22 protein-coding genes are annotated in these 24,576 nt (G+C 41.3%); 3 read left to right on the top strand and 19 right to left on the bottom strand.

The window, feature by feature from the left end:
- Window positions 1-341: 341 nt before the first annotated feature.
- Genes C7382_RS02060 through mobC form a run of 3 tightly spaced genes read left to right on the top strand, consistent with a single transcriptional unit; the run spans window position 342 to window position 4,090 of the window.
- Window positions 342-755: a plasmid mobilization protein gene (locus tag C7382_RS02060; protein WP_116678659.1), complete on the top strand. Its 414-nt coding sequence runs from the start codon at window positions 342-344 to the stop codon at window positions 753-755.
- Window positions 752-2,035: a conjugal transfer protein MobB gene (gene mobB, locus C7382_RS02055; protein WP_116678658.1), complete on the top strand. Its 1,284-nt coding sequence runs from the start codon at window positions 752-754 to the stop codon at window positions 2,033-2,035. Before C7382_RS02060 ends, mobB begins: the two co-directional genes overlap by 4 nt.
- Window positions 2,036-2,086: 51 nt before the next feature.
- Window positions 2,087-4,090 carry a conjugal transfer protein MobC gene (gene mobC, locus C7382_RS02050; RefSeq protein WP_116678657.1) on the top strand — a complete coding sequence of 668 codons (2,004 nt, stop codon included), beginning with the start codon at window positions 2,087-2,089 and terminating at the stop codon, window positions 4,088-4,090.
- Between the two features lie 76 nt (window positions 4,091-4,166).
- Here mobC and tssR read toward each other — a convergent pair whose 3' ends face one another.
- The 19 genes from tssR to C7382_RS10045 form a co-directional block, all read right to left on the bottom strand.
- On the bottom strand, window positions 4,167-6,623 hold the full coding sequence (tssR, locus tag C7382_RS02045) for a type VI secretion system protein TssR domain-containing protein (RefSeq protein ID WP_116678656.1): 2,457 nt from the start codon (window positions 6,621-6,623) through the stop codon (window positions 4,167-4,169).
- On the bottom strand, window positions 6,620-7,516 hold the full coding sequence (locus C7382_RS02040) for a PKD domain-containing protein (RefSeq protein ID WP_116678655.1): 897 nt from the start codon (window positions 7,514-7,516) through the stop codon (window positions 6,620-6,622). The genes tssR and C7382_RS02040 overlap by 4 nt, the downstream gene beginning before the upstream one ends.
- A 2-nt stretch (window positions 7,517-7,518) precedes the next feature.
- A complete protein-coding gene (locus tag C7382_RS02035; protein WP_116678654.1) occupies window positions 7,519-8,025 on the bottom strand; it encodes a type VI secretion system transmembrane protein TssO in 507 nt (168 codons plus the stop codon).
- A 5-nt stretch (window positions 8,026-8,030) separates the two neighbouring features.
- Entirely contained in the window at window positions 8,031-8,537 is a 507-nt protein-coding gene (locus C7382_RS02030; protein ID WP_243405627.1) for a hypothetical protein, read from the bottom strand.
- A 9-nt stretch (window positions 8,538-8,546) separates the two neighbouring features.
- The gene (locus C7382_RS02025; protein WP_243405626.1) at window positions 8,547-9,293 is read right to left on the bottom strand and encodes a type VI secretion system baseplate subunit TssG; all 747 of its coding nucleotides are present in this window, start codon (window positions 9,291-9,293) and stop codon (window positions 8,547-8,549) included.
- Between the two features lie 223 nt (window positions 9,294-9,516).
- Entirely contained in the window at window positions 9,517-10,650 is a 1,134-nt protein-coding gene (gene tssK, locus C7382_RS02020) for a type VI secretion system baseplate subunit TssK (protein WP_116678652.1), read from the bottom strand.
- Complete coding sequence (locus tag C7382_RS02015) at window positions 10,640-11,527, bottom strand: TssN family type VI secretion system protein (RefSeq protein WP_116678651.1); 888 nt, start codon at window positions 11,525-11,527, stop codon at window positions 10,640-10,642. Before C7382_RS02015 ends, tssK begins: the two co-directional genes overlap by 11 nt.
- Window position 11,528: 1 nt before the next feature.
- A complete protein-coding gene (locus C7382_RS02010) occupies window positions 11,529-13,364 on the bottom strand; it encodes a type VI secretion system baseplate subunit TssF (RefSeq protein ID WP_116678650.1) in 1,836 nt (611 codons plus the stop codon).
- Window positions 13,365-13,377: 13 nt separating this feature from the next.
- Window positions 13,378-13,821 (bottom strand): GPW/gp25 family protein, encoded by a 444-nt coding sequence (locus C7382_RS02005; protein ID WP_116678649.1) that lies wholly within the window; start codon window positions 13,819-13,821, stop codon window positions 13,378-13,380.
- 167 nt (window positions 13,822-13,988) lie between these two features.
- Window positions 13,989-14,336: a hypothetical protein gene (locus C7382_RS02000; RefSeq protein WP_133241527.1), complete on the bottom strand. Its 348-nt coding sequence runs from the start codon at window positions 14,334-14,336 to the stop codon at window positions 13,989-13,991.
- Window positions 14,337-15,267: 931 nt separating this feature from the next.
- Entirely contained in the window at window positions 15,268-16,404 is a 1,137-nt protein-coding gene (locus tag C7382_RS01990) for a hypothetical protein (RefSeq protein ID WP_116678646.1), read from the bottom strand.
- 4 nt (window positions 16,405-16,408) lie between these two features.
- On the bottom strand, window positions 16,409-16,816 hold the full coding sequence (gene tssD, locus C7382_RS01985) for a type VI secretion system tube protein TssD (RefSeq protein WP_116678645.1): 408 nt from the start codon (window positions 16,814-16,816) through the stop codon (window positions 16,409-16,411).
- A 20-nt stretch (window positions 16,817-16,836) separates the two neighbouring features.
- Complete coding sequence (gene tssD, locus C7382_RS01980; RefSeq protein WP_116678644.1) at window positions 16,837-17,262, bottom strand: type VI secretion system tube protein TssD; 426 nt, start codon at window positions 17,260-17,262, stop codon at window positions 16,837-16,839.
- Window positions 17,263-17,264: 2 nt separating this feature from the next.
- A complete protein-coding gene (locus tag C7382_RS01975; RefSeq protein WP_116678771.1) occupies window positions 17,265-19,760 on the bottom strand; it encodes an ATP-dependent Clp protease ATP-binding subunit in 2,496 nt (831 codons plus the stop codon).
- 187 nt (window positions 19,761-19,947) lie between these two features.
- A complete protein-coding gene (locus tag C7382_RS01970) occupies window positions 19,948-20,925 on the bottom strand; it encodes a hypothetical protein (RefSeq protein WP_116678643.1) in 978 nt (325 codons plus the stop codon).
- Between the two features lie 298 nt (window positions 20,926-21,223).
- Complete coding sequence (locus C7382_RS01965; RefSeq protein WP_133241526.1) at window positions 21,224-22,066, bottom strand: hypothetical protein; 843 nt, start codon at window positions 22,064-22,066, stop codon at window positions 21,224-21,226.
- Window positions 22,067-22,634: 568 nt separating this feature from the next.
- The gene (locus C7382_RS01955; RefSeq protein ID WP_116678640.1) at window positions 22,635-22,955 is read right to left on the bottom strand and encodes a hypothetical protein; all 321 of its coding nucleotides are present in this window, start codon (window positions 22,953-22,955) and stop codon (window positions 22,635-22,637) included.
- A gap of 259 nt (window positions 22,956-23,214) precedes the next feature.
- A complete protein-coding gene (locus C7382_RS01950) occupies window positions 23,215-24,099 on the bottom strand; it encodes a hypothetical protein (RefSeq protein WP_116678639.1) in 885 nt (294 codons plus the stop codon).
- Window positions 24,086-24,576 (bottom strand): hypothetical protein (locus C7382_RS10045; protein WP_165815107.1); only part of this gene is annotated, 491 nt, incomplete at its 5' end. The genes C7382_RS10045 and C7382_RS01950, both read right to left, overlap by 14 nt.

Below are 24,576 nucleotides of genomic sequence, written 5' to 3'. Positions count from 1 at the left end.
ATTTCCATAATACCATATTTGGTATTCTGGTGATGCAAAATAAATCATAATCCCATGCTGTTACGAGTGGTAAGGAAGTAGCGGGAAATAGAGGGGAAAATAGGGAATGTCGCTTATAATGAGCAGGTTATATTTCATCAGTAACTTTGCAGGCAGATAGAAAACATGGAGCTAAACTCCCCGAAGCGGACACCCTGAAAGGTGAATGCTTCATCAGCATCAACTCTTGATATTGGCAAGGTGTGTCTTTGTAACACAAACCGCCGTTTGTAACACAAAGACCCTTGCCCCGAGGGGGAGAGAATTACTCCAAAGTCGTAATTAAAAGGAGATAATAACAGATGAATAAACAGCCGGAAAAGAATAATGGGCGAAAAGCCTCTGATAAGCCTCGATGGGACAACTGGCATGTACGTCTTCCCAACCCCAAAGACCAGCAAAAGGCGATAGATTTGTTTCATAAATCAGGAGCGGAAACTAAGTCGGACTTCGTGCGTGGTCGCATTCTCGGGGAGCATTTCAAGGTCATCACGGTGGATAAATCCGCCGTGGAATACTATCGAAAGCTGTCCGAACTCACGGCACAAATCCACAAAATTGGCGTGCTCTACAATCAGATCGTACGTGCCATCAACAGCTATCATAGCGTAAAAACTGCACAACTATTGCTTGAAAAGTTGGAGCATTTATCGGCTCAAATTATCACCTTGCAGGAACAAGCTATCAGTCTTACCATAGACTACCGTAAGAAATGATTGCCAAGATTTCAGCAACGGAGAATCTTGGAGGAGCATTGGGATACAACTTCAAAAAGGTTCGTCACAACGAGGCATCCGTCTTATGTGTAAATGAACTTCGGGAGTGCTTTGACGGCACTTACCGAATGGATAAGGTACTTGCCGATATGCTGGCACTTATCCCGGAGAAGTGCCGAACAAAGAAGACGGTCTTTCACTGCTCACTCAATCCGCATCCTGATGAGCAGTTATCCGATGAAACACTCTCGCAGATAGCCAAGGAGTATATGGAGGCACTTGGCTACGGCAAACAACCCTACATCGTATTCAAGCACAATGATATTGCCCGTGAGCATATACACATCGTGTCGCTCCGGATTGACGGTAATGGAAAGAAAGTCAATGACAAGTTCGAGGGCAAAAGAAGTAAGCTGATTACTGATGACTTGGAGCGAAAATACAATCTGATTCCAAGCTCAAAAGTTGGTGAAAAGGAGGTAACCGAAACGCCCAAAGTGGATACCTCGAAAGGAAACATTAAGGAGCAAGTGGCAAGCGTTGTTCGCATGGTGCTGAAGCATTATCGCTTCTGTTCCTTAGGCGAACTGAACGCCATTCTGAGGAAATACAATCTTGCGATTGAAGAAGTGAAGACGGAGTTTCGGGGAAAGAAATACGATGGACTGGTTTATATTCCGACTGATGACAAGAGTAACAACAAGGTAAGCATACCCATCCATGCCTCGGACATCGGCCGTGGTGTGGGCTATATTGCCGTACAGAACAGGATACAGAAATCCAAGCAAAGCATCAAACCTCTGATACCAGCCGTAAGGGAGAAAGTCCTGCACGTAATGCGTACTTCCCCTCAAACGGAGGAAGCTCTGCGACAAAGATTGGAAGAACAGGGCTTGCGTGTGGTAATTCGCAGGAATGACAATGGACGACTCTATGGGATTACCTTCATTGACGATGAAGGGGGCATTGCCCTCAATGGTTCCCGGTTGGGTAAGGGATATGTCGCCAATGCGTTCAATGCCTACTTCGCCAATCCTAATCACAATCCCTTCTTGGACGAAACGCTGTATGGCAATCCTTCTCTACGTTCTGAACAAACCAACGTTTCCTTGCCGATGCAGCCGAACATAGAGGAAAGCGACAATATTGTCGATGAACTCATAGAGGAACTTGTTGGCGAACCTTTTGCTCCAACAGGTAATGATGATTGGAAGGAGGCAGCTTGGCAACGGAAACTCCGCAGACAAAACAAGATCAGACTAAAGCGAAGAAAACGGTAAACGAACGGCATTACGACACGATTCTAGCACCATTCAAATGATATTACAACTATGGCACAAGAAGATGATTTGAGAGCACTCGGCAAGATAATGGATTTCATGCGAGGGATTTCCGTAATATTCCTCCTTATCAACTGTTATTGGTTCTGTTATGAGGCATTCCAAGAATGGCATTTCACATTGGGCATCATCAATAAAATACTGATGAATTTTGAGCGGACTACGGGCTTGTTCTCCTCCATTCTTTGGACAAAACTCTTTTGTGTGGTGTTTCTTGCTTTGTCCTGCCTTGGGACAAAAGGCATGAAGGAGGAGAAAATCACTTGGTCAAAGATTGGGACGGTGCTTTTTTCCGGTTTTGTGCTTTTCTTTCTCAACTGGTGGCTACTGGCATTGCCCATTGGTAAAGTCGGGGCAGCTTCACTCTATATCTTCACATTGTCCGTGGGGTATATCTGTCTCTTGATGGGGGGCGTATGGATGAGCCGATTGCTCAAAAACAACCTGATGGACGATGTTTTCAATACAGAGAACGAGAGTTTTATGCAGGAAACAAGGCTGATGCAGAATGAGTATTCTGTCAATCTGCCCACACGGTTCTACTATAAAAAGAAGTGGAATAAGGGCTGGATCAATGTGGTCAATCCTTTTCGTGCTTCAATGGTGCTCGGTACACCGGGTTCAGGTAAGTCGTATGCTATCGTAAACAACTATATCAAGCAACAGATAGAAAAAGGCTTTGCGATGTATATCTACGATTACAAGTTCCCCGACCTTTCAGAGATTGCCTACAATCATCTGCTCCATCATTTGGATGCCTACAAGGTAAAACCGCAGTTCTTTGTGATTAACTTCGACGACCCTCGCAAGAGCCATCGCTGCAATCCTATCAATCCTGCCTTTATGACGGATATATCGGATGCTTACGAGAGTGCTTATACCATTATGCTCAATCTGAATAGGACGTGGATACAGAAGCAGGGAGATTTCTTTGTAGAATCACCAATTATCTTGCTCGCCGCCATCATATGGTTCCTCAAAATCTATGAGAATGGGAAGCATTGTACCTTTCCTCACGCCATCGAGTTTTTGAACCGACCCTACGCACAGATATTTCCGATACTCACTTCCTACGATGAGCTTGCCAACTATCTATCCCCCTTTATGGACGCTTGGGAGGGCGGCGCACAAGACCAATTGCAGGGGCAGATAGCCAGTGCCAAGATACCGCTTTCGCGAATGATTTCACCGGCATTGTACTGGGTGATGACAGGCGATGATTTCTCGCTCGACATCAATAACCCTAATGAGCCGAAGGTGTTGGTTGTAGGCAATAACCCCGACCGACAAAACATCTATTCGGCGGCATTGGGACTCTATAACAGCCGTATCGTGAAGCTCATCAACAAGAAGAAGCAACTCAAAAGTTCGGTGATTATCGACGAGCTGCCCACAATCTACTTTCGTGGATTGGACAACCTTATCGCTACCGCTCGAAGCAACAAGGTGGCTGTCTGCTTGGGCTTTCAAGATTTTAGCCAATTAACGAGGGATTATGGCGACAAGGAAAGTAAGGTGATACAGAACACAGTGGGGAATGTATTCTCCGGTCAAGTCGTGGGAGAAACTGCCAAGACACTCTCCGAACGATTCGGCAAGGTACTCCAGCAGCGTCAGTCGATGACTATCAACCGCAACGACAAATCCACTTCCATCTCCACGCAGATGGACAGCCTTATCCCTGCATCGAAGATCAGCAACCTCACACAAGGAATGTTTGTCGGTGCCGTATCCGATAACTTCGATGAACGCATCGAGCAAAAGATATTCCATGCTGAGATTGTTGTGGATAGTGCCAAAGTCTCTGCCGAAATGAAAGCCTACCAACCCATACCCGTGATAGCGGACTTTACAAAAGAAGATGGCTCCGACAATCTCAAAGAGACCATCGAAGCCAACTATAAACGTGTCAAACAAGAGGTGCTATCCCTTGTGGAATCAGAGACGGAACGTATCAAGGCGGATCCGACCCTTGCCCACCTAATCAAAGAGTGAGAACTCGTTTTTTGTTGTCATAAAGCCCTGTTAAAGAAACAATGCTCTTTAACAGGGCTCTTTTTAAGCATCCATTCTATGGAAGTTTTGTAGCATCTATCTTGTAGAAAATCTGACCATTAACCTTTATCTGGTTTTCAGGAATAATTGCATCTTCCAATTCTTTGCGTTTTTTCAATAGATAATCCAGCAAATGATCCAATTCGACATCTGTGACGATGTTTTTCTTCACTAAGTCTCCCACCTTGATATTTCTCAGTTCTTCCTTGAATGAAGGCATCGTAAATATCTCTTGCTGAGCCTCGGACAAACTCATTCGTTTTATATCGCCCTTTTTCATCGGATATATTTTTCCGAAACGTATCCAATAGTAATACGTTTTAAGTAGAGAACTTCTGACCTTTCTCGTACTGAGATACTGAGGATTTTCTCCCATAGTATCAGGGGCAGCATAGTATTCGGGAAGTTCTTCACAAATCTTGCCTTCTCTCTTCTCTATTGCACGCTTATTTCTCACATACTTATAATCCACTCTCAGGCGAGTAAGATCTGCCATGAAGTTTCTCAAGTTATTTAATTCCGACTCACTCAGTAAGAGGAAGTAATGCCCCTTGTTCAGACTCTCCATCGGAACCCGAAGTGTCAGAGGAAAGTTTGTATGAGCGGAAAGGGAAGAGAGAGCCTTATAGTTTTTATGCGACAGACTATAACTCTGAGGTAGCTTTTGCATATCTAACCACAGAGAATCAAGTCGTGTTCTTCCAGTCCCTGATTCAAAAAATGCAGTCCGAAGATGAGAAAGAATGCTTTTGTTATCCATTCGAATTTCCCTTATAAGAGAATCTGCAGAGGAAATCAGCAAATCGGCAGGAAGGTCTTCTCTTTTTCTCGGGAATACGATCCAGCCTTGAGTCATGCTCGCTTGAGGATAATCGAGTCTGTAAATGTTATCGGACTGCTCAATATATTGATTGGTCTCTCTCAACTGTTCCGAATGAACAAGAATATCCCGTTTGTGCTCTGAAATCCTTTTCGCGGACTGTTTGACGAGGTGTTCTACTTGGAGCACAAAGTTATTGTAACTGTTTCCATCATCAGAGGATAATTGGTAAGCTAAAAAACGACAATTAAGATCCGCCAAATTATTTATTAACGAAGCATCCATATGCTCCTGTCCATTTCCATTCTCTCCGATCAGGATAATTAGATTACTTTCCCTACGATAAGAAGCTAACATATCCACAGAGGTTCGGAGCGCATCCCAAGCATCCTCACTACTATGGGGTGTTATTTTATTCTTTCTGTCGGAAAGATGTTCCAACTCAGCAAGGACGTTGTCAATATTATCATTCAAAGCAATCTTTTTGGGACTTCCTTTGGATTTGTCAAAGCCAATGACAGCTCCCAAACGGTAAGAATAGCAGGGCGAATGAGTCTCCAATACGCTCCTTATCCCTTGCAGAGAAGATACCAATTGCTCGAATCGATTATAAACAGCTCGCTGTCCCGAGAATACGAATACAATATTCATATTCCTCAAATTCTTTTCGATACCCTTAAACTCCGACTGCCAAATCTTCTTCCCGGACAGACTGTAAATAAAGTTGTTCCGATTATCCATAACCGGCATAGGGAGGGAGGTTTCAATTATGGATAAACTGTCATCCATTTGGATATGGGAAACCGGATTCAGGGAAAATGGGTTGCCCGAAACTGGGGTAGGAGTCATTCGGGAAAATAAATCGTTGGAAATCAGAGTCTCCTCCATCTTTTGATTATAAAGAAGGAAAGAATGTACTGGAAGAGATGAGTAGTCCATATAGAGCAGACCACCTAAAGGCATCACTAAGGAGGAAGAAACCCAGCCCGATACCACGGTCGATGTGCTATCTGGATCAATCGATTCAGAGGCCATTATCATTGTTTTACTCCTGTCTCGGCTTTTCTTGACCTGATAGACGGGCATCTGAAATGGAATCTTTCCGCAAGGGGTCAATAGCTCGGGGTCCTTATAAATAATCAAAGAGTCTGCGCTGAAGAAATCCGATGAACGGGACAGAGCTTTCCCGTCCTTTATCATCGTTATCATCTTAATGCTATTACCTGTGGCAATATCGGTGGTTGCATGAGAGGATAGGAGCAAATTGTCCCGATGGATCCAGCCGTAATACTCGGCCTGCTTTCTGTTCTTTATCCGACCGTTTTCGATTACTTTCGGACTGTATTTTACCAAGCGAAGAAAATCACCTTTACTCCCGATCACGACAAACGGTTCCAGATAAGCGGCTTTCTTGAGAGGTACTTTTCCCCCGGGATTGTAGTATGTCGTATTGTTGTCTCTATCTGAATAAACGACCCATGGGCCGCGTTTGTATAATGAATGAGAGACAGCGACTTCGCCGCAACAATAATTCCTCACATATTCATATGGTGTTTTCTTTATTCTTGTCAAGCGATGTACTGGAGCACAGGCATTCAAAAACAAGAAACAGATACTCGTATAGGTTATGATTTGGTATATCTTCGATTTCATGAGTTTTCCTTCTTTTGGGGTGAACTTTGACGAATCAACAGCTTTTTGATACAATCGGATTTCTTATCCGGTTCCACAACGACTTCGATAATAGTAGTGGAAGACTGGCTACCGATAAACTTTAATCCGTGACAGTAGGAGTAGAAGTCATTTTGCTTGGTGCCATTGATCAGAACAAGTACATCAGACTTGTTGCAGAGGTATTTTTCCAATATATAGTTATAATTGGAATTAAAGGAGCCTCCATCCACAATATCCTGCAACCGCTCTCTTATATCTATGGCGATGAGGGAAAGAACGTCTGTAGAATCGCTTTCCGTGTATTCAGGGAGAATTTCGATATTGTGAATAATCGGGTACTCGGTATCCTCAGAGGTCAAAAGAACCTCGTAAACTCCGGGATATTGATAAGAGTAAGTAGGACTTTTTTCTCTTGAGTCCACATCTCCGCTCTCTCCGAACTCCCATCTCCATTCTTGGGAAGGACCTTCGGCTGTAAAGGTTATCAGTTCATTTTGAATTGCTGTGGTTGGGGCAATGATACGAATGGGACTTTCTTCCTGTTTAATCGGTTCTCGAACATTCACAATGAAACGAGCCTCCAGTTTATCATCCACAGTCAGACGAATTTGATAACGTCCGACCTGTGGAAAAACGTAACTCCCGCTTTTTTCCATGGACACATCTCCATTACCGAACTCCCATAAGACCCTTTGGGCTCGGTATGTACTATCCGAAAAGTGAATGGCACTTCCCAGCTCAACTTCCGATGGAGAGACGAAAGCACGGATTTCCCTGTCAGAAAATCTTATCCGCAACAACCATGCGATAAGAACACCGGCAATAAGAACTGCTATTACAATGATCATCCACCGTGTAAAGATTTTATTCATACTTAATTTTGTTTTAAGTTATTCTTTTTATTCTCTGTATTGTTTCTGCAACGCTCCAAGTCAGCCTTGAACTTTTCTATATTTTTCTTCACGCCCCATAAGCGTTCTTTATCTGAGAGACGAAACTCATAGAAGGTTGCTACATGATCAAAAACTTTGTAGCGTTCATCCCACTTATTCTGAGTATATACATTGCGTATTTCGCCCAAAAGATAGTTAATTTCTCGCTTTTCGTAAGAAGCATTAAGAGAGGGATCTATTTTTGATATCTTCTCTTCTACCTCCTTAACTTTAGGCATTAAATCCTGTTGTACTTGTTCAAAACGTTTGATGCGTTCCATTTGCTTTAGGGCTGTCTCTTTATCACCTATCATACGATAGTCCGAATTAGAAAAAAAGAGAATAAAACTACATAATGTGGTAGTTGCAATAAAAAGGATTAGAACATAGAAAAAACCGATTGTCTTTTCCTTTTGGTTCATCGTTTTTGTATGGTTAGCCTTGCTCATAAAGTCTATTTTTTATCATAACTAAGACGGCCCAAGGACAGTCTACGTGTGATATTCCTGTTCTCTTCATTACAACGAATCAAATCTGCTCTGGCTATATCCTCTGTACGCTTCATCACGGAAATGGAATCTCGAGTACGGAGGAGTCCATCCATTTGAGAGAGGAGATGTTGATGTGTCAGAACATCTTTATCAGGAAGTGTTTGAATCTTATTTCCTGTTTCAAGTTTCTTTGTTGCAATGCTGTTCATAAAGAACTCAGGATTCGTTGTCATTGCTGTTTCCAACGAACGATATGTTTCAAAGATTACCGTAAAATCGTCGCAAAAGGATATCTGTTCATTGAAAATTCGATCGCTATCTCCAGTTTTTTCCTTAATCGCAGAAATTTCAATAGATGATGTCTTAAGAAAAAGTCCGATACACAACAATGTCGTAGCTACCAAGTATACCATATATTCAGAAAATCTGCAATAGGAGCGCACGACATCTTTATAATTTAATGCTTTCATCTTTTTACGCTATGAGAGTAGAGTTGTAAAACCAAGCAATGGTACTTCGTTAGAATGATCGGAAAGAGTAAAGTTACCCTCCTGCTTGGCGATCTTAAACGTCAGACATACCTCTGCATCTGCAGGAAGGAACAGATCCAAAATCCTGTGAAGTTGGATTCGGGCCGGATTATCCTCGTGGATGAGTCCGCAATGTCTGCGAAGAAGTCCTTCTACTCGGACATTGAATACAGAGAAACTATCTGTAAGTGTTCCACCCATAAAAGTCGAAAGCCCCAGCCGTCCGTCTCCCAAATGCCATCTGTTTCCATCCTTAAAAGTCATGATTTTCTGTTCCTGCTCTACGCAAACGGAACAATCCAAAAACACAGACAGGATTTGAGCAATTTGTCTGGTTTCGACAACCCTGTAGCTTTGGGGTAGAAAGTTCAGAATGAATAACGCCTTGTCCAAAGGCATATTGCGCAGTATCTTCCAGTCATTATCCAGCAGACAAATAAACTCCCTGTGCATATCCCGTTTTTCCAAGCATTGCTCATAGAGTTGTGCTGAAACAAGCATTCTGTCTATCGCCATTTCAAAGGGTTTGAAAAAGAAACGAGCATGAAACTCTTCTTCTCTTGCCTTTCGGATCATATTGACGATACCGGTCTTTCCTTTTTTCCGCTCCGAGATGGATAAACTGTGGAATAACCCCTCAGGTAATGAGTCATACAAATCTCTTTTGTGGACGTAAATGCACAGATGTTCTTCCAAACCATCCTGAGTATGTTCCCACGAAGCTCGATCAACCTCTTTTGCATGTCCTCGGTGCGATTTTCCTTTGCGCAGGATACGGATGCGATCAATGGGAACTACTCCTCGCTCGATAAGTCCAGAGACATACACCTCGGTCTTATAATTCGTATAAAGCGAATTAACAAGCGGCAGTGTATTCTGTCCGGAGGGTGATTTATACCTCTTCATGATTGGGATTCCTTTAGTCTACCAACATCCAATTCCGTCCGTTGGATGATGTATCTTGAATTTGCCTTTCGGAGATAACGATGCTCTCCTTATGTTGCCCAACGAATTCCAGACGACTCAACGATACCAATAACTCCTCCAATGTCCGAATTGCTCCGAAAACCGAAATCATCGATTGGTTAATCCTATTATGGTCATATGGTTTGTTTGTCACCTCTTCCCACATATGTTCAAAGGTCGAGGGTGCTATGCCGTTCCACTCATAAAAGTATTTGAGCATCTCTTCTTTATCTTTTTTGGAGAGAAAAGTCAGTCCGCATTGCACCGTTGAAGCAAAGTTTGCAAGTGACACCACTATATGATAAGGAGATACTGTATAACTGTTTCTCCAATGAAAAAACAGAGAAGATGTTGTTCGCAGTAATTCCTTACAAAACAAGAGTACACTGTTGGCCACAGAAGTTCGATTGGGATGTTCCAAAACTCTTTCTATAATCTTGTGCAGAGCAGCGTCTATTGTTCTGACTCTCAGAGTAAACTCATTCGTGTATTCATAGAGATTCGGATGAGAAGACATAGTCAGTGCCGGAGGAATATAATTCCTATCCAAAGAATAATCGCTTTTTTCTCTTCGTAAAAGTCCTACGATCACACCGAAAGCGTTCTCGCGTTCATGATTGTCCGATTTACGAGAAACAAGGCTCAGCTTGTAAGAGGGTTCAACGTATGGATATCGAGGCGGTGTTTCTTGAAGATCAGGAACTCCGCAAGGACAACGGGTATAGGGAGACACTGATAAAACAATATCCCATCCTTCTTCCGAGGATTCTTCACCCATGGGACAAGAACAACTGATCCCCTCTCCTTCCTCTTTTTTATCGATAAGAATCAAATAGCCTCCGGGGGTGACCCCGGCATAAGAAAGCAGATGTATTTTTGTGTATTCTCCATGCCCCATAAGTTTTAGTTCAATTATTCCATTCCCTCCTTTTTGAGGAAGAAGTCCGTACTGAAACGGTTGCTGAAAAGAGGAAACGCTCTGAAGCATATGCTCCAGCAAGGCGTTTTCTGTAGCAATGAAATGTGAGGAGGAAACACTCATTCCCTGCATCCAATTCACTGGAAAATATTCTCTTTTATTGTTCATAATCGATAGCTTTTATAGGTTGCACATTCTGTTTTACTCGTTTTGATACGATCAAATGTTTTTCCGGAAGCTTATTCTCCAGAAAAGACACATCCGGATCAATGTATTTTCTCGGTCTGAAAAACGATGGTTTGATGTAGAAAATCCATCCATATGGGGATTCCGAGTTGTAATACTCAATTGGATTTGTAAACTTTTTCTGATTGTAATCTGAGATAATCAGCTCAAACCAGTCTCCAAAAACCATTTCCATCGTAGACTTCGCTTTCAATCGGATCGGTTTTCTGTCATACGGGGTTTTATAGATTTCAATCTCGTAAACGAGGAACTCTTCCGTATCAATTGGTGCCGGAGCGGACTCTATGTTTTTTGCACTGTACATCCGCATCTTATAAATTTCCACGGGGATCTTCAGATATGTGTTAAAGGTCTCTTCAAAGAGGGGGAGAATGAACATAGACAAAACACAAGAGCCTGCCCAGATTCCATATTGAAAATCATTGGTAAGATTGAACCATACGGAAAAGAGAGCCCACCCTATGGTAATCTGAACCAGTAAAAGTAAGCAAGTAAAACCGAACCTTTTTTTATTCAGCCCGCTGACAAAGTGAAACAGCAATCTGAGATTGACAAACCCCAAAACCAAATACAACACTTGACAAGCAAGATAGCCATAAGGCATAAAACCGACTTCCAAACTGCCCAATAATCCCGAGGCGGATATGACAATTCCGGAAAGAAGGAGATAGAAAATCGCCTTCTTGTCTTGTAGCAATTTGTTTTTCTTCGCTACCAATACAACTACAAAACCCATTAAAAATGCAATAATAGGGAATAGTAGATAGCTTATGAATATCTTTCCAACGATAGGATTCATCTCAATCAATAAAGATTCTGTAATTAAACGTCATGGGAGAATGTGCGACCAATTGATTGTAAATATTGGCCTTCATCTCTTGCAACTTCGAGTGATCATCCATAGGCGAAAGAAGAATCAAATGGACATCGATTGTCCTAACCAATCCCTCCTTTGAGTGCTTACCCAGCATAATCCCTTTTTCTATACGTACATCAGAAATGCTATCGGTCAGCTCTGCCAAACAAAAGCTTCTGATATCGCTATTGGTAACAATGCGGTTCCGACTGCTTAGTATATGTCTGAATCGAGCTGTACGCTCCCTATCGGATGGAATCCCTCGCCCCCCTGCTGATGGGGTTAGCATAGTGGTTCGCTGCATATTCTCGCGATCGGCTTCAATAGAATTGAGTGGCTGTCCAATCCTTATACCATTTGCCAAATCTCCCAAAGTTGTCCAATATCGTATGGTGAGTAACGTCTGATTCTCAGATGATTCGACAAAGAGATAATGTGTCTTTTCTTTCCGAGAGTGGATATAATGGGATTCTTGTTTCAGTTTTTGTATCAGCTGATTGATCAAGTAGGGATTTTCAGCATTGACACCAAGATGAGACGGAGAGAAAACGCCCATTTCGTCTTCCAGCAGCTCCTGCAAGCGCTGCAAGTAATCTACGGCATCTCGTTCGTCGAATGCTTCACACCCTCCTCGCCTAATCGAATAGGAGTGCTCGGCTCCGGATTTGCGATATTCTCCAATGGGGAAATATGTTTTGCCATTGCTGTCTGTGACATCTGCGATCCCGAGAAAACTCTCGTTCTCATCACCGGGGATCGGAATCACTCCGAATACTTTACGAATATCCGTTGTGACTATATGCAATTCCTTATTGATTACGGGAATGGTGTTAATACCAATCTGAATATCTGATAATACCGCAGGAGAAAAGTGCGGAGAGAACTCTATTTCTATCCAAAACAGATCTTCTTTGCACACCTCGGTATAATACTCCTTATCCACATTTTTACCCCTTTGCAGAGAGAGAGGAAGCGAACTCTTCAAATCGGAGGAGACAGGCACATCTCCACAAATGGTTCTGTAGTTCTTTTTATAATGGGATAAAACATCTTCGACTATACGGGTTTCATGCTTTTGAGAATCGAAAAAGGAAGATAGGTCGTTAGAGGCATACTTATCCGCGGAGAAAAGTCCCTCTTCCATCTTCAGTTGAGTTTCGTTGAAACTCCACCGACAATACGAAAGTAAGTGCAGGAACTCGTTCTTTCGAGCGATATTGGGAAAGTCGATGTAAAAAGAAAGACTACTAAGATTCTTTACTTCATCTCCAAAGTCCAAACCCACAAAAACCTTATTGTGATTTTCCGGAGTCAGATCAGAGCGGAGTAATAACTTTTTGTGCATTCCCTGAAGTGCATCGTAAACTTCGCCTCCGATGATCAGCTTCTTTACTCCACCCATGCGTAGAGGAGTTTTGCAAACAGGGTAAAACGAATAGCGTATATTATCTTTTTTACCGGCAAAAGGAGATTGGACATAGAAACCTTCAAACGGATCCGTTACTATGTCTTCAAGCAATGTCTCAATATGGACTATGGCATGCGATGGCCGTGCCAATGAAACAGACTCGGGAAGAAGAACTTCGCTCAAACGCTGCATGGTACGTACTTCTATGTCTGCGATCTCTTCAGACAAGAGATGCAATTGAGCAGCCATTGCCTCTATCAGCAAGCGAATGAAAGGATCCAAGTTCTCAATGTTTCGAATGTTCCAATAGTCCAAGGCAGTGCGGATCATCCGATCCTTAATTTCCTCTTTGCTTTCTCTATACTTATTCATTACGGTTTCATTCTTATTGTTTTGACAGAGGCCCCAAATAGAGCCTGTGGTGAAGATTCAAACGCTCTCCACTTGACACAACGGTCGTTTCGATGTATATATCCACTCGTTTCCGTACACTAACATTAGTATCTGACACATTTTCGTGCAACACATCTGAAACCTCGAGTTTCAGGTCACAACCCGATATCCGTCTCTCATAAGCGGAGATGGCTTTACATAGAAACTTTTTGAATTTTGTTTTCCAAGTTTCTAAAGACACAATACGCTCAAAGTCCATATCCCAGATTTCAGAGCCAAAATCTCTATCATAAATGTGTTCGCCAGGGCAAGTCGTTATCAATAACTCAATATGACGATATATGGACTCTTTTTCGGAGCATCGCTCTTGCATTCCTTGCTCTTCGTCGAGCAACGTCCCAAAATCGAATGGAATTTTGTAATATGTTTCTCTCATACTATATTACCGAAGGTGGGGTTATTCTTTGCCATCCACATTTGAATCTCCGTTCGTGGATCAAGAATTTTGTGAGATAGATGTTGTATAGCCGATATGCGATGTAATCGATTATTTTCCTCATTTCTTTTTCCTGAATACTCATTGTTCCCATAAACAGACGGGTGTCATACTATAACGGAGGCTGAAATCCCCAAAACAAAAAAGCATAGTAGACAAGCTACTATTATCATCCATCCCTTTACCCTTTTGTTGTATTTACTGCCTTGGAATTTTGGAGTTAAGATTGTAGATACATATTTCTCGGTATATTTTCTTGTTATTCTCCAGTAAACAATACCTCCAATTCCAAAAATACAAGTCATCAAGGGTAGCTTTGGGTTGTTGGGGTGTATGTCAAGGATTGATATATTAAAAACTACTTTTAATGCAAGTGTACATGTGAAATAAATTAATGCAGTGACAGCTAATACCACCAACATTCTTGCACTTGCTAACGGAGCTGGATCTTTCATCTTATAGACATAGTATAGTCTATAAAATGTATAATCAATTAATTTCCTCATTTCTTCCTCTTGAATATAATATAGAAAGGGTACATATTGTTTTTCCTATCCAATTATTGACGCCATAATCATGAAAGCAAGGAACAATATAGGAATTGTGACGAGAAACACCCAACTCTGTACACTTTTGTTGTACTTACTTCCCTTAAATTTTTGTTCGAGTTCTTTTGAAATGTACTCCTCTGTATACTTCCTCTTTACTCGCCAATAAACAATTGCGAAAACGCTGAAAACATAAATCCCTACGGAAATATATGGTGCATTAGAATTCATTTCACGTATAGACACGTTAAAACACACACGCAAAAATAAGATACCGAGAAACACACAAAAAGCCGATAGTAATATTGTCGTAAAAGCAGTGACACTCGCCAATGGAGCAGGTTCTTTATGTAAATAGATATTGTATAGCCGATAGACTATATAGTCAATTATTTTTCTCATTTCTTTCTCCTTAATAATGTAGGGTCGATGTATGTTTACTAACTAATTATTGCAGTCATAATCGTAAAACCTAAAAAACACAGCCAGCATATAATTATTAATATCCATCCCTTTATCCGCTTGTTGTACTTACTACTCCGATATCTTGATGTCAAGGTTGTCTTGATATACTTTTCGGTATATTTTTTTTTTACCCACCAGTAGACAAAGCCTCCAATTCCAGCAACATAAACTGTTACAGATAAACGAGAGTTTTCTGACCATATATTACGGACTGAAACATTCAAAAACATTCTTAAGATAAGAGTACAGAAGAAACAAATAACAGGAAAAACAGCTAATGATATTACATACGTGACAGCAGATCGAGGATCTGGATCCTTATGTCTCAAATAAATGTAATACAGCCGATATGCAATGTAATCGATTATTTTTATCATTTCTTTCTCCTTAATAACGTAGGGTCAATATATGGTTGGACAACACGAGTATTGTCTGGCTGTATAATGTACGGAGAAGTGCGTAAGTCCATCAAGTCCATTCTTTGAGAAGGTTTGAACTCAAGAGACTCTTGTTTTTTACTCTTCCATTCCAATAACTCTCCATTTTCTAATTCAAAAATTTCATCAGATAAAGCATCCAAATGGTCGCCGATGGTTTCCCCCGATATAATCAGAGAAAGGACATCAGCAACGAAAGCGGTACCACCAACAATCCAACCAACAGCAGGGATAAAAGATACACCTAAAATAACACTATTGTACACATGTGATACTTTGAATGATTTTGAATAAAAAGCATCTGCCACAATAATCACCCCAGATGCGATCCCTAGACCGCGACTCTTTGCTGCTAACTTCTTGGGAATATACTCTCGCCTAACCACACTGGGCTTTATCTTGACACCTTTCGCTTTCAGCGTCTTGGATAGTTCATACGCCTGTTTGTGGCGTTGCTGATTTCTCATCAGTCCACGCGTCCAAACTTCGGTTTTTCTTACCATCGGGACAGCACGCCACGCACGAGGCACTTCCACACCCCAGCGAGCAGCATCAAAACTCGCTTTTGCACCACGTGCGGCCACTCCCAAACTCGTCCATGTAATAATTTTCTTTCCAAGATCGACATTGTTGTACTCGGATTCTCGATACTCGTTTGTCTGTGTATTCTTTGCATAGATTTTCAAGTATACGGCAGAATCGTCCCTCTTGTAATCAATACGAATTTCACAATGCTTCTCGGGTAGGACGAAGTAGTCGTTTTTCCCCATTTGCACTTGGAGCATACCCTCGGGAAGTTTCTTGACCAAGAGATTGTATATATCCGGCTCTACTTTGCCAAGACTTTTGCGAAAGATGTCTTCTGTGGTATCGACCTTTTGCCACTGAAACACATCGTACACAGATGCTGTTGAGTCAAATCGATTTCTCATCCCCACGAGCACAGGGGGTGGCGCTGCTACAGTATCGAAATAGGCATACCCCACACCCTCCACGAACCCTTCGTAGAGTCCTCCACGATTCATACGTGCCGTAAAATCGTCTTCGCTGATATAGGATTCGAGATATGCCATATTTTTACTCCGCCCAGTCGTTGTTCAATGTGATACCATTCAGGGCAACCTCTTCGGAGGAGATAAGTAGAGAGGTTCTCAAACCGCCTCCGGTACTGTCTACAACTCGTTCGAAGTGTACGCAATACCCCTTCTTAAACGATATTTTAAGAGGAGAACTTCCCGTCTCCGTAGAAAAGATCACTTCCCCATCTTGTCGCATCCACTGGTTCAACGCCCAATTGTAGATTTCGTCTCCCACAGCCTGCCCCAAAGTTACCATCAGCTGTCCTCCACGGATTTCAGTTTGAGGCTCGCCCTTTTCGTCTGTCGGTTGCACAAATCCGATGTTAAACTGAAAGACCTCGTAAGTTTGCCCCATTACATGAAATGTGGCACTCATTTCGCTATCCAATATATTCAAAGCCATCATATTGTATACTCCTCTTGAGGTTAGATGTTTTTCCACTCATTTTCCAGCATAGCACTGCCCACAACCAACTTCTGTGCATGAATGGTTATCTTCGTACCTGCGTAGCTTTTCCCTCGGCGAGTATAGCTCAAATTGAGACCTGTGCAGGCAGCTTTTGTGAAGACAATCTTTTCCAATGGTTCGTCATTCATACCACAGATGACAATTGTCCCATCCTTATACTTGCGAGGATTGAGCATCCAATCGATAATTTCGTCAGGAGGGAGATTGGAGAACGTCATACAAATACTTCCCCCTCTTACTTCTCCCTGAGCTTTTCCTTTGCTATCCATGGGCTGACTGAAAGAATACTGACAATTCTCCAATTCTAATCCCCCTGAAAGCAGTCCTTTTATACTGGCATCTTCCAGAGTGCCAATGCGTAAAAAACTTTTATATCCAAACATTATTACTTTGTTTTAGAGGGAAGTATATCCCAAATTAATTCCTCTCTTTCATCCAGAGAACCATACAGCGTATCCCCTTTCTTTATTTCACCGGTTAGAATCATCCGAGAGATTGGGCGGCGAAGATAATTTCTGATGACTCCCGATACTTGTCTTGCTCCATATCGAGGCGTAAAACCCTTAAATGCCAACATGTGCTTGGCTTCATCTGTGAGTTCCAACACCATATCCTGAGCGTCCAGTAACTGATGAAGACCTCGCAATTGTATTTCTAAGATTTGCAACAAGATAGAATCCCCAATGGGTGCGAATGGAATAATTTCCGAAAGACGAGCCAGAAACTCCGGGCGAAAATGATTTCCCATCACTTCCATCATCTGGAGGGTTGTCGGTTGTCTCCCTTCAGATAGCTCCTTCGCAATCCACTCACTCCCGACATTGGAGGTGAAGATGACGATGGCATTGGAGAAGTCTCCCTCCTTGCCCAAACGGTCATGAAGTTTTCCCTCATCCATAATCTGAAGAAATATATCGTAGACCGAGGGATGTGCCTTCTCAATCTCATCAAAGAGCACCACAGCATAAGGTTGCTGGCGAATCTTATTAACCAGTAATCCACCCTCTTCGTAGCCGACATATCCCGGAGGAGCACCATAGAGTAATGCTGCCGAATGTTCCTCCTTAAACTCGGACATATCAAAACGAATCATAGCCTTTTCGTCATTGAAAAGAGCCTCTGCCAGCGTCTTTGCCAATTCTGTTTTCCCCGTTCCGGTAGGACCCAAGAAAAAGAACGAACCTATTGGTTGTCCGGGCTTATTCATTCCACTACGAGACTCCAAAATAGCATCGGTAACAGAGCGAATAGCGTTGTCTTGTCCGACAACTCTTTGGCGCAAGAGATTTTCCATTCCAAGCAAGCGTTCCTTTTCTTCTGCTCGTATTTTCCCTATAGGAATGCCTGTTTTTATGGAAACAATCGCCGCAATATGTTCCTCTGTAACGCATTGAATCTTTTCCTTAGAGAATGCTTCCAGCTGCTCTGCCAATCGGGATAACATATCAAAAAGCTCCTCTGCTCCCATTGAGGTATCTACTTCGGAAATACCATCCAACTGCATTTGAATAATCGGACTGATCCTGCTCATAACGGATTGATGCAAACGAACCAGTTTTTCAATCAAAGCGTCTTCAGAAAAAGTTTCTTTTTCTTGTCCCAAAGTTGCCAATTCTCCAATTAGCCAAAGAGAATCGGATTGGGAGGATTCATTCACCATCTTTACAGCAGACATTGTCCGATCCAATAAGTCAATGGCTGAATCCGGGAGTTTGCGGTCTTTGACGTAGCGTCTGGCTAAATGTACAGATGCCGATAATGCTTTTTCATCAACCTCCAATTGATGAAAGTCCCGATATGCTTCCAGCATAAAAGTTACCATCTGTACAGCATCCTCAGTCACCGGTTCGGAAATCCTAAGCACCTCAAAGCGACGACTAAAAGCATGATCAGGCTCTATAAGCTTGCGGTATTCGTCTATAGTTGTTGCCCCGATAACAATCAAATTCCCTTTTGAAAGTTCCGGTTTCAAAATGTTTGCAGCTCCCGAATTTCCTTGTTTGGGATCAAGAAGAACGTGTATCTCGTCAATGAACAAAATAACCCGTTCCGATTGTCGCAATTCTTGAATGATATTCTTTAGTCGGTCTTCAATCTCTCCTTTGTAGGTAGCTCCGGCGATTAGTGCTCCACAATCCAGCTCCCATACGGTCGTATCAGTCAAAAAAGAGGGAACATTTCCACGCACAATACCAAATGCCAACCCCTCTGCCATTGCTGTTTTTCCAACGCCTGAATCTCCTATGAGCATGACATTGGGTTTCGTCCATCGCCCCAAAATTTCCGTCATTTGGCGAACTTCCCGATCGCGACAAACAATGGCATGCAACTTGCCCTCACGAGCTTCAGCGGTTTTGTCGATGCAGAATTTCAGTAGGTTCGTTTGGGAAAGGGGCATACCCGTTGCATCACCTTCCACATTCATCCGTTGAAGTATCTGCTTCTGCACGTCCCCACCAGAAAGGAAAAAATCCAGTATCTCTTTTTCCCTAATGGGGAAAGATTTCAACTGGTCGGAAGAATATCCTACCTCCGGCTTCGCCAATGCACAAAGCACACATATCGGATTTATTTGCAACAATCCCAACTTCAGACGCACATTGTCCGCTTCTTCAAAGACGGAACTGATTCGCTTATCCGCTTCTATTTCAGAAACCCCGGAAAGCTTCTCACAAGACTCAATATGGACATCTGCCCATTCCATAAGGAAGGCAACATCTTTGTCTAAAGACTCCACGAAAGCAGAAAGCCCTACGTCTTTATGAAGTAGGGAACGTAACAGATGGGAAGGTGTATATACAGCATTCCCGTATTCTCGTGCGATTCCTTTTGAAATGCGAATCGCCGTATGGAGAGACTCATCCAGATTCAAAAAGTCCATCATCTATCATATCTCGTGACATACAAATCGTAGTCTCAACTACGGGGGCGAAGATAAACAAATTTCTGAACATAAGCGCATTTCAAACGAAGTAAATCTTGCCCTGCCACTCATAAATACCAGTCCCTCTCTTGGCTACCGTGGAATGGTTTTATTGGTAGCCAGTTGCCCAGATTCCTAAGAGTTTTCAATAAAGTTCTACCAGTTCTTCACTATCGGCAGGCATATAAAGGGCAATGAATTGACTGGAAACATAGTTTCGCTCGTCAGGATATGCCTTCTTTTCTTCTTCGGTTTCGTAATACTCTGTTCTGAGCACATTGTCCAACTCCATCTTCCGGCGCAGATAAACTAACTTTCCGTTGCCACAAATCACCATCTCGTAGTTTTCTATGGGCAGGGCAATCCAGTCTATCGGGTTGCAAAGGAAGCGGAACAAATAGTCCTCATCTATATGAGCTTTTCGTAGTCCCTCCTCACCCAAATAGCTCATCTCCGTGAGGGGCCACGTGGTTGGCAGTCGCATCTTCTCATATTCGTAATACTGTCCGTCAATCATCATTTGGCGCACCTTATTGTAATGTGCCAACACTTTCTCTTCCAGCCGAGGAACCTTTCGGAGGTCTTTGGCTTGGGTCAGGATGTATTTGAAATCGAAGGGAAGGGAGGCCTCGAAACACAGAGAGTCGCGGTAAAGCGGGGTTTTCAAGGTTCCGATGTCTTCCGGGGTATCTAATTCTTCGATCGTTTCGGGTATGCCCACCAATTTTTCCTGGTAATGGACGACCTTGATGTTTACCACCGCATCCTTGTCTACCAAGTCTTCGCCCGTACGTGGGTAAACCTCTATACTGACTGTATGACGACCGCTGGAAAAGAGTCGGGTATTGATTGGGTAGAGCATCGACTCTCCTTCGTCCTCCACAAAAGAATACCCCAGCGGAATATCGTTCACCCGGATCAGCAGGCGGCACCCCGTTTTATTGACCTGCAGGTAATATGCCGGCTTTTCCGCATAGGTTTTAACTCTTGTGAGATCTTCCTTGATCAGGGTCTCCATTTTTGCCTTTTCCTGTTCCATCTCTTTCTTGCTTTTTGTCTTTACTTGCGCATGACCGCAACTGGTGATCAATGCGAATAAAGTAATAAATAATATTGCTCTCATATTTATTATGATATGGTTTGTTTATTTGCAAATATACGACATGGTTTATTTATCCGCAAATGGATAAATGCGTCGGAGCCGACGATCCATTTGACCATATAGTCTTTATTTAGGGGCGTGGAGGACGAAGCGGAACAGTAGGGTGTTGGTTTTTAGAATTGAGAGTTTTGATACAATAGTTGAGCCTTAAAGTGGACGTTTATAAAAACACTCATATTAGCACTAAAACAATTTTCTTGTCAGCATTATTGGCATATTCTTTAATCTCATTTGTTTACACGTTCCTTCAAGAATGCGATCATCTTATAACCTCTAATTCATTTGCCCCTGGAGGTAAATGAAAAAAAAGGGGATATGAATACACCTTCTTAGTATTTCCATTAAAACAAGCTTCGGTTTTAAGGCAGGTTTCTAACTCTGTATTTTCATATCTCACTAATCTATTATTCCCATATAGACCGAAATTACAAGTGTTCATTGGCAAGACTCTCTCTCGCTCTGTTTGAAAGCCATTCAGCCCATTTTGTTTTTCATACAACATAATATCGACTTCATATGTCTTCTTGACAATCTCTCTGAATTCTTCATTATTCTTATCCTCTATGGTTTTTGCAATTTTCTTATAAGCATTATCTAACAACTCATTTAAGTTGTTGATTTTGCTTAAATCTTGAGATTTCGTCCATGCAGTGAATGAAAAAGGAACTTCGGCTTCGAATTCTGTTTCAAATTCCCAAAAAGGCAAATTTCTGGCATTCATTTTGACAGTTTGAAAGATTGTCTCTCTTTTTCCATCATACACCCAAGCATCTGGTTTTTTGTTTATCTCGAATTCAAATATTCCATTTTCGGGAATAAGTGTTTGGTCTAAAAGAGGAAAAACTCGAACTGATAACGCTTGTGTTCCCGAAGATAAAATGGCAGGATTAATAGGGATTTCCATTTCTGTTGATACATTTTTCTTTTTATTATACTGCAATACTGGAAAATCGTTTATTCTTATATCAAAACCCACAGAGGCTGCCTTTATTTTCAGTTGATAGAAAGGTCGCTTGGAAAAGGTGTCTATTTGATCATTTGCCTGACTTTGTAGTTCCATATGACTTGTTTTATTGATCGTTTCTTTCTTTATCGTTTTCATGCATCCATATGTTAAAAATATAAATGCAAAAATGACTGCTACTCTACTCATTTTCTAAAGCTTTGGAAGTGATGTCGCACCTGTGTAGTTTAAATATAAATCAAAAATAGCTTCGAATTTATTCTGACCACAGGAAATAATAATCTTTGTAGTCGTTAAGCGATAAAGCGCAAACCGAGAAGCTGCATGCAAAGGTATAGAAATAATCTGTATTTGAGAGCATCTTTCAATAAAAATAAGCGACCGGGAAATTAATACGGTTATGAGAATAATGGAGTGCATAAATACATGTCCGAGCCAGATAAAGATAGAGATCGAAAAGAAAGAGAACTGCAAATTTACTAACTCGAAATACTCTTCCATGAAACCATAGGTAACGCTCTCAAACTGTCTGCTACGGAATAGGTATGGAAACATATGCTTTATATTATCCTGGGAATCAGAGAGACATCCTCTACCGATGCCAGTGAACTGTTTCCTGCGATTATTGATGATAATCCTAAGTTCCATAAGTAGTATTAAATGTACAAATTAGTCACTTGATGAACAAATATTCATTTGTAAAAATTCATTTGCTTATATAATACTTTCGGTCAATATTTGCTTTCCCTGATTTTATTATTATAGCTTCGTCACTGGACGTTCTTCTATATCCATTTACCTTAGCATAATAAGTGTAGGAGACTTTTATGCCAGAATGACTCAATACGGGCTTAAAATAGATGCCTTTATTGTTATCTATGCCTAAATTTACACCCGCTGAAAAATAGCCTTCAGCCTGAGCTTTTGCTTCAAAATCAAAATCAACTGAAATGAAATACTTCTCCAATTTCCCAGTAGCTGTAGCTAATAAAACTAATTTGAACCCAAATCGATCTTCAGCTTTCAATGCACCTTCTTTCTTTAGTGTGCTAAGTGTTGCTCCTCCTTCAATTGATAACTTCCATAAAAAATCAAGTCGAATCTTACTTCTGCATTTGCAGCATATGCCAACAAATCCAGTGCAGTGATTACTGCTTCAGCCGCGGGGTGTAATTTTTTACCTCATGCAATCAGGTCTATAGTCGCTTCTGCCCCTATAAGGGGATCTGCTTTAGCCTTTATTTCCGTAGTCACAGCCAACTTATGGACTTTTCTTTTTTTTAGAATTAACGAATGATTTCTAGCTCTTCTGATCCAATCGGCATATGAAATAATATAGGGAAATTATCTTCATTACTATAGTCCTCTCCTTCTTGTATTATCCTTAATGCAGGTTTGCCATCCAAAGTTTCCAATGTCACCAATTTACCATTGGCATAATATTTTACAACTGTGTTATCTAAAGGCGCAATAAAAATATTCGGCATTCTAATCAGTGTGATAAAATCTTGTCGACTATTATCTAATTGATTTTTCGTTAAATAGTAAAACGACTCAGATTCTTTCATGCTTATAGCGAACTCTTTTAAAATTTTATCCGGGTCTTTGTTTTCTATAAAAGAAACTAAGTCTTTAAACTTTTTCCTGAGTTGAGTTTCTATATTCTTTAGTTCTTTTAGGTTTTGCGAATTGCTCCAGCCCGTAACCTGATATGGAACTTCTGCAATAAATGAATTCTCAAATCTCCATTCAGACAACTGTGCGTCAATCATTAATGGAGGTAAATCAAACACAAGATTCTCTGAAGAATCAACAATTTCCTCATTGTAATCTTTAACAAAAAACACTTTTAAATTGAACTCTATGTCACTCTCTAATTTTTGATCTACAACAAAAGGGAACAATTCAATTTTTATTTTTTGTATTCCTGATTTCAGAATATATGGATTTATTGGCGTAACAGCATAATCTATATTTATAGGCTCTGTCTGTTTCGCAACAAGAATGTCATTTATATATATGGCAAATCCACATTTTTTATTATAACTATAATCAATGAAATAGAATGTTTTATTGTCCATTTCCTCGTTTTTTTTTGAATTTTCACCTCGAACACATGCTTGATTAACTATCAACAAAAAAAGAATTAGTATCTTTTCAATCTTTTTCATTTATGTAATATTTATGATCAATTTTCAATTTGTCCGGTTTAATTACTACGTATGTTGTTCTTTTCCCTCGATTTATAGAGCCAATTCTACCTTTAAGAATTAACGTGATTTTTATCCCTGAGTGTTTGACAATGGGTTCAAAGTAAAGTCCCTTATTATCATCAAGGCCAAGAGCTAAACCTGCCGAGAATGAGCCTTCCGCACTCGATTTTGCCTCAAAATGATATTCTAACACTTCTTCTGTCCACCAAGCTTCTATTTTGCCTGTTGCTCTAGCCGCTAAGTCCAATTTGAAACCAAATCGACCTTCAGCTTTCAATGCACCTTCTTTCTTTAGTGTGCTAAGTGTTGCTCCTCCTTCAATTGATAACTTTCCATAAAAAATCAAGTCGAATCTTACTTCTGCATTTGCAGCATATGCCAACAAATCCAGTGCAGTGATTACTGCTTCAGCCGCGGGGTGTAATTTTTTACCCC

This window comes from Porphyromonas loveana, from assembly GCF_003096695.1.
GTDB classification, from domain to species: domain Bacteria; phylum Bacteroidota; class Bacteroidia; order Bacteroidales; family Porphyromonadaceae; genus Porphyromonas; species Porphyromonas loveana.
This window is presented reverse-complemented; position numbering and strand designations above follow the sequence as displayed.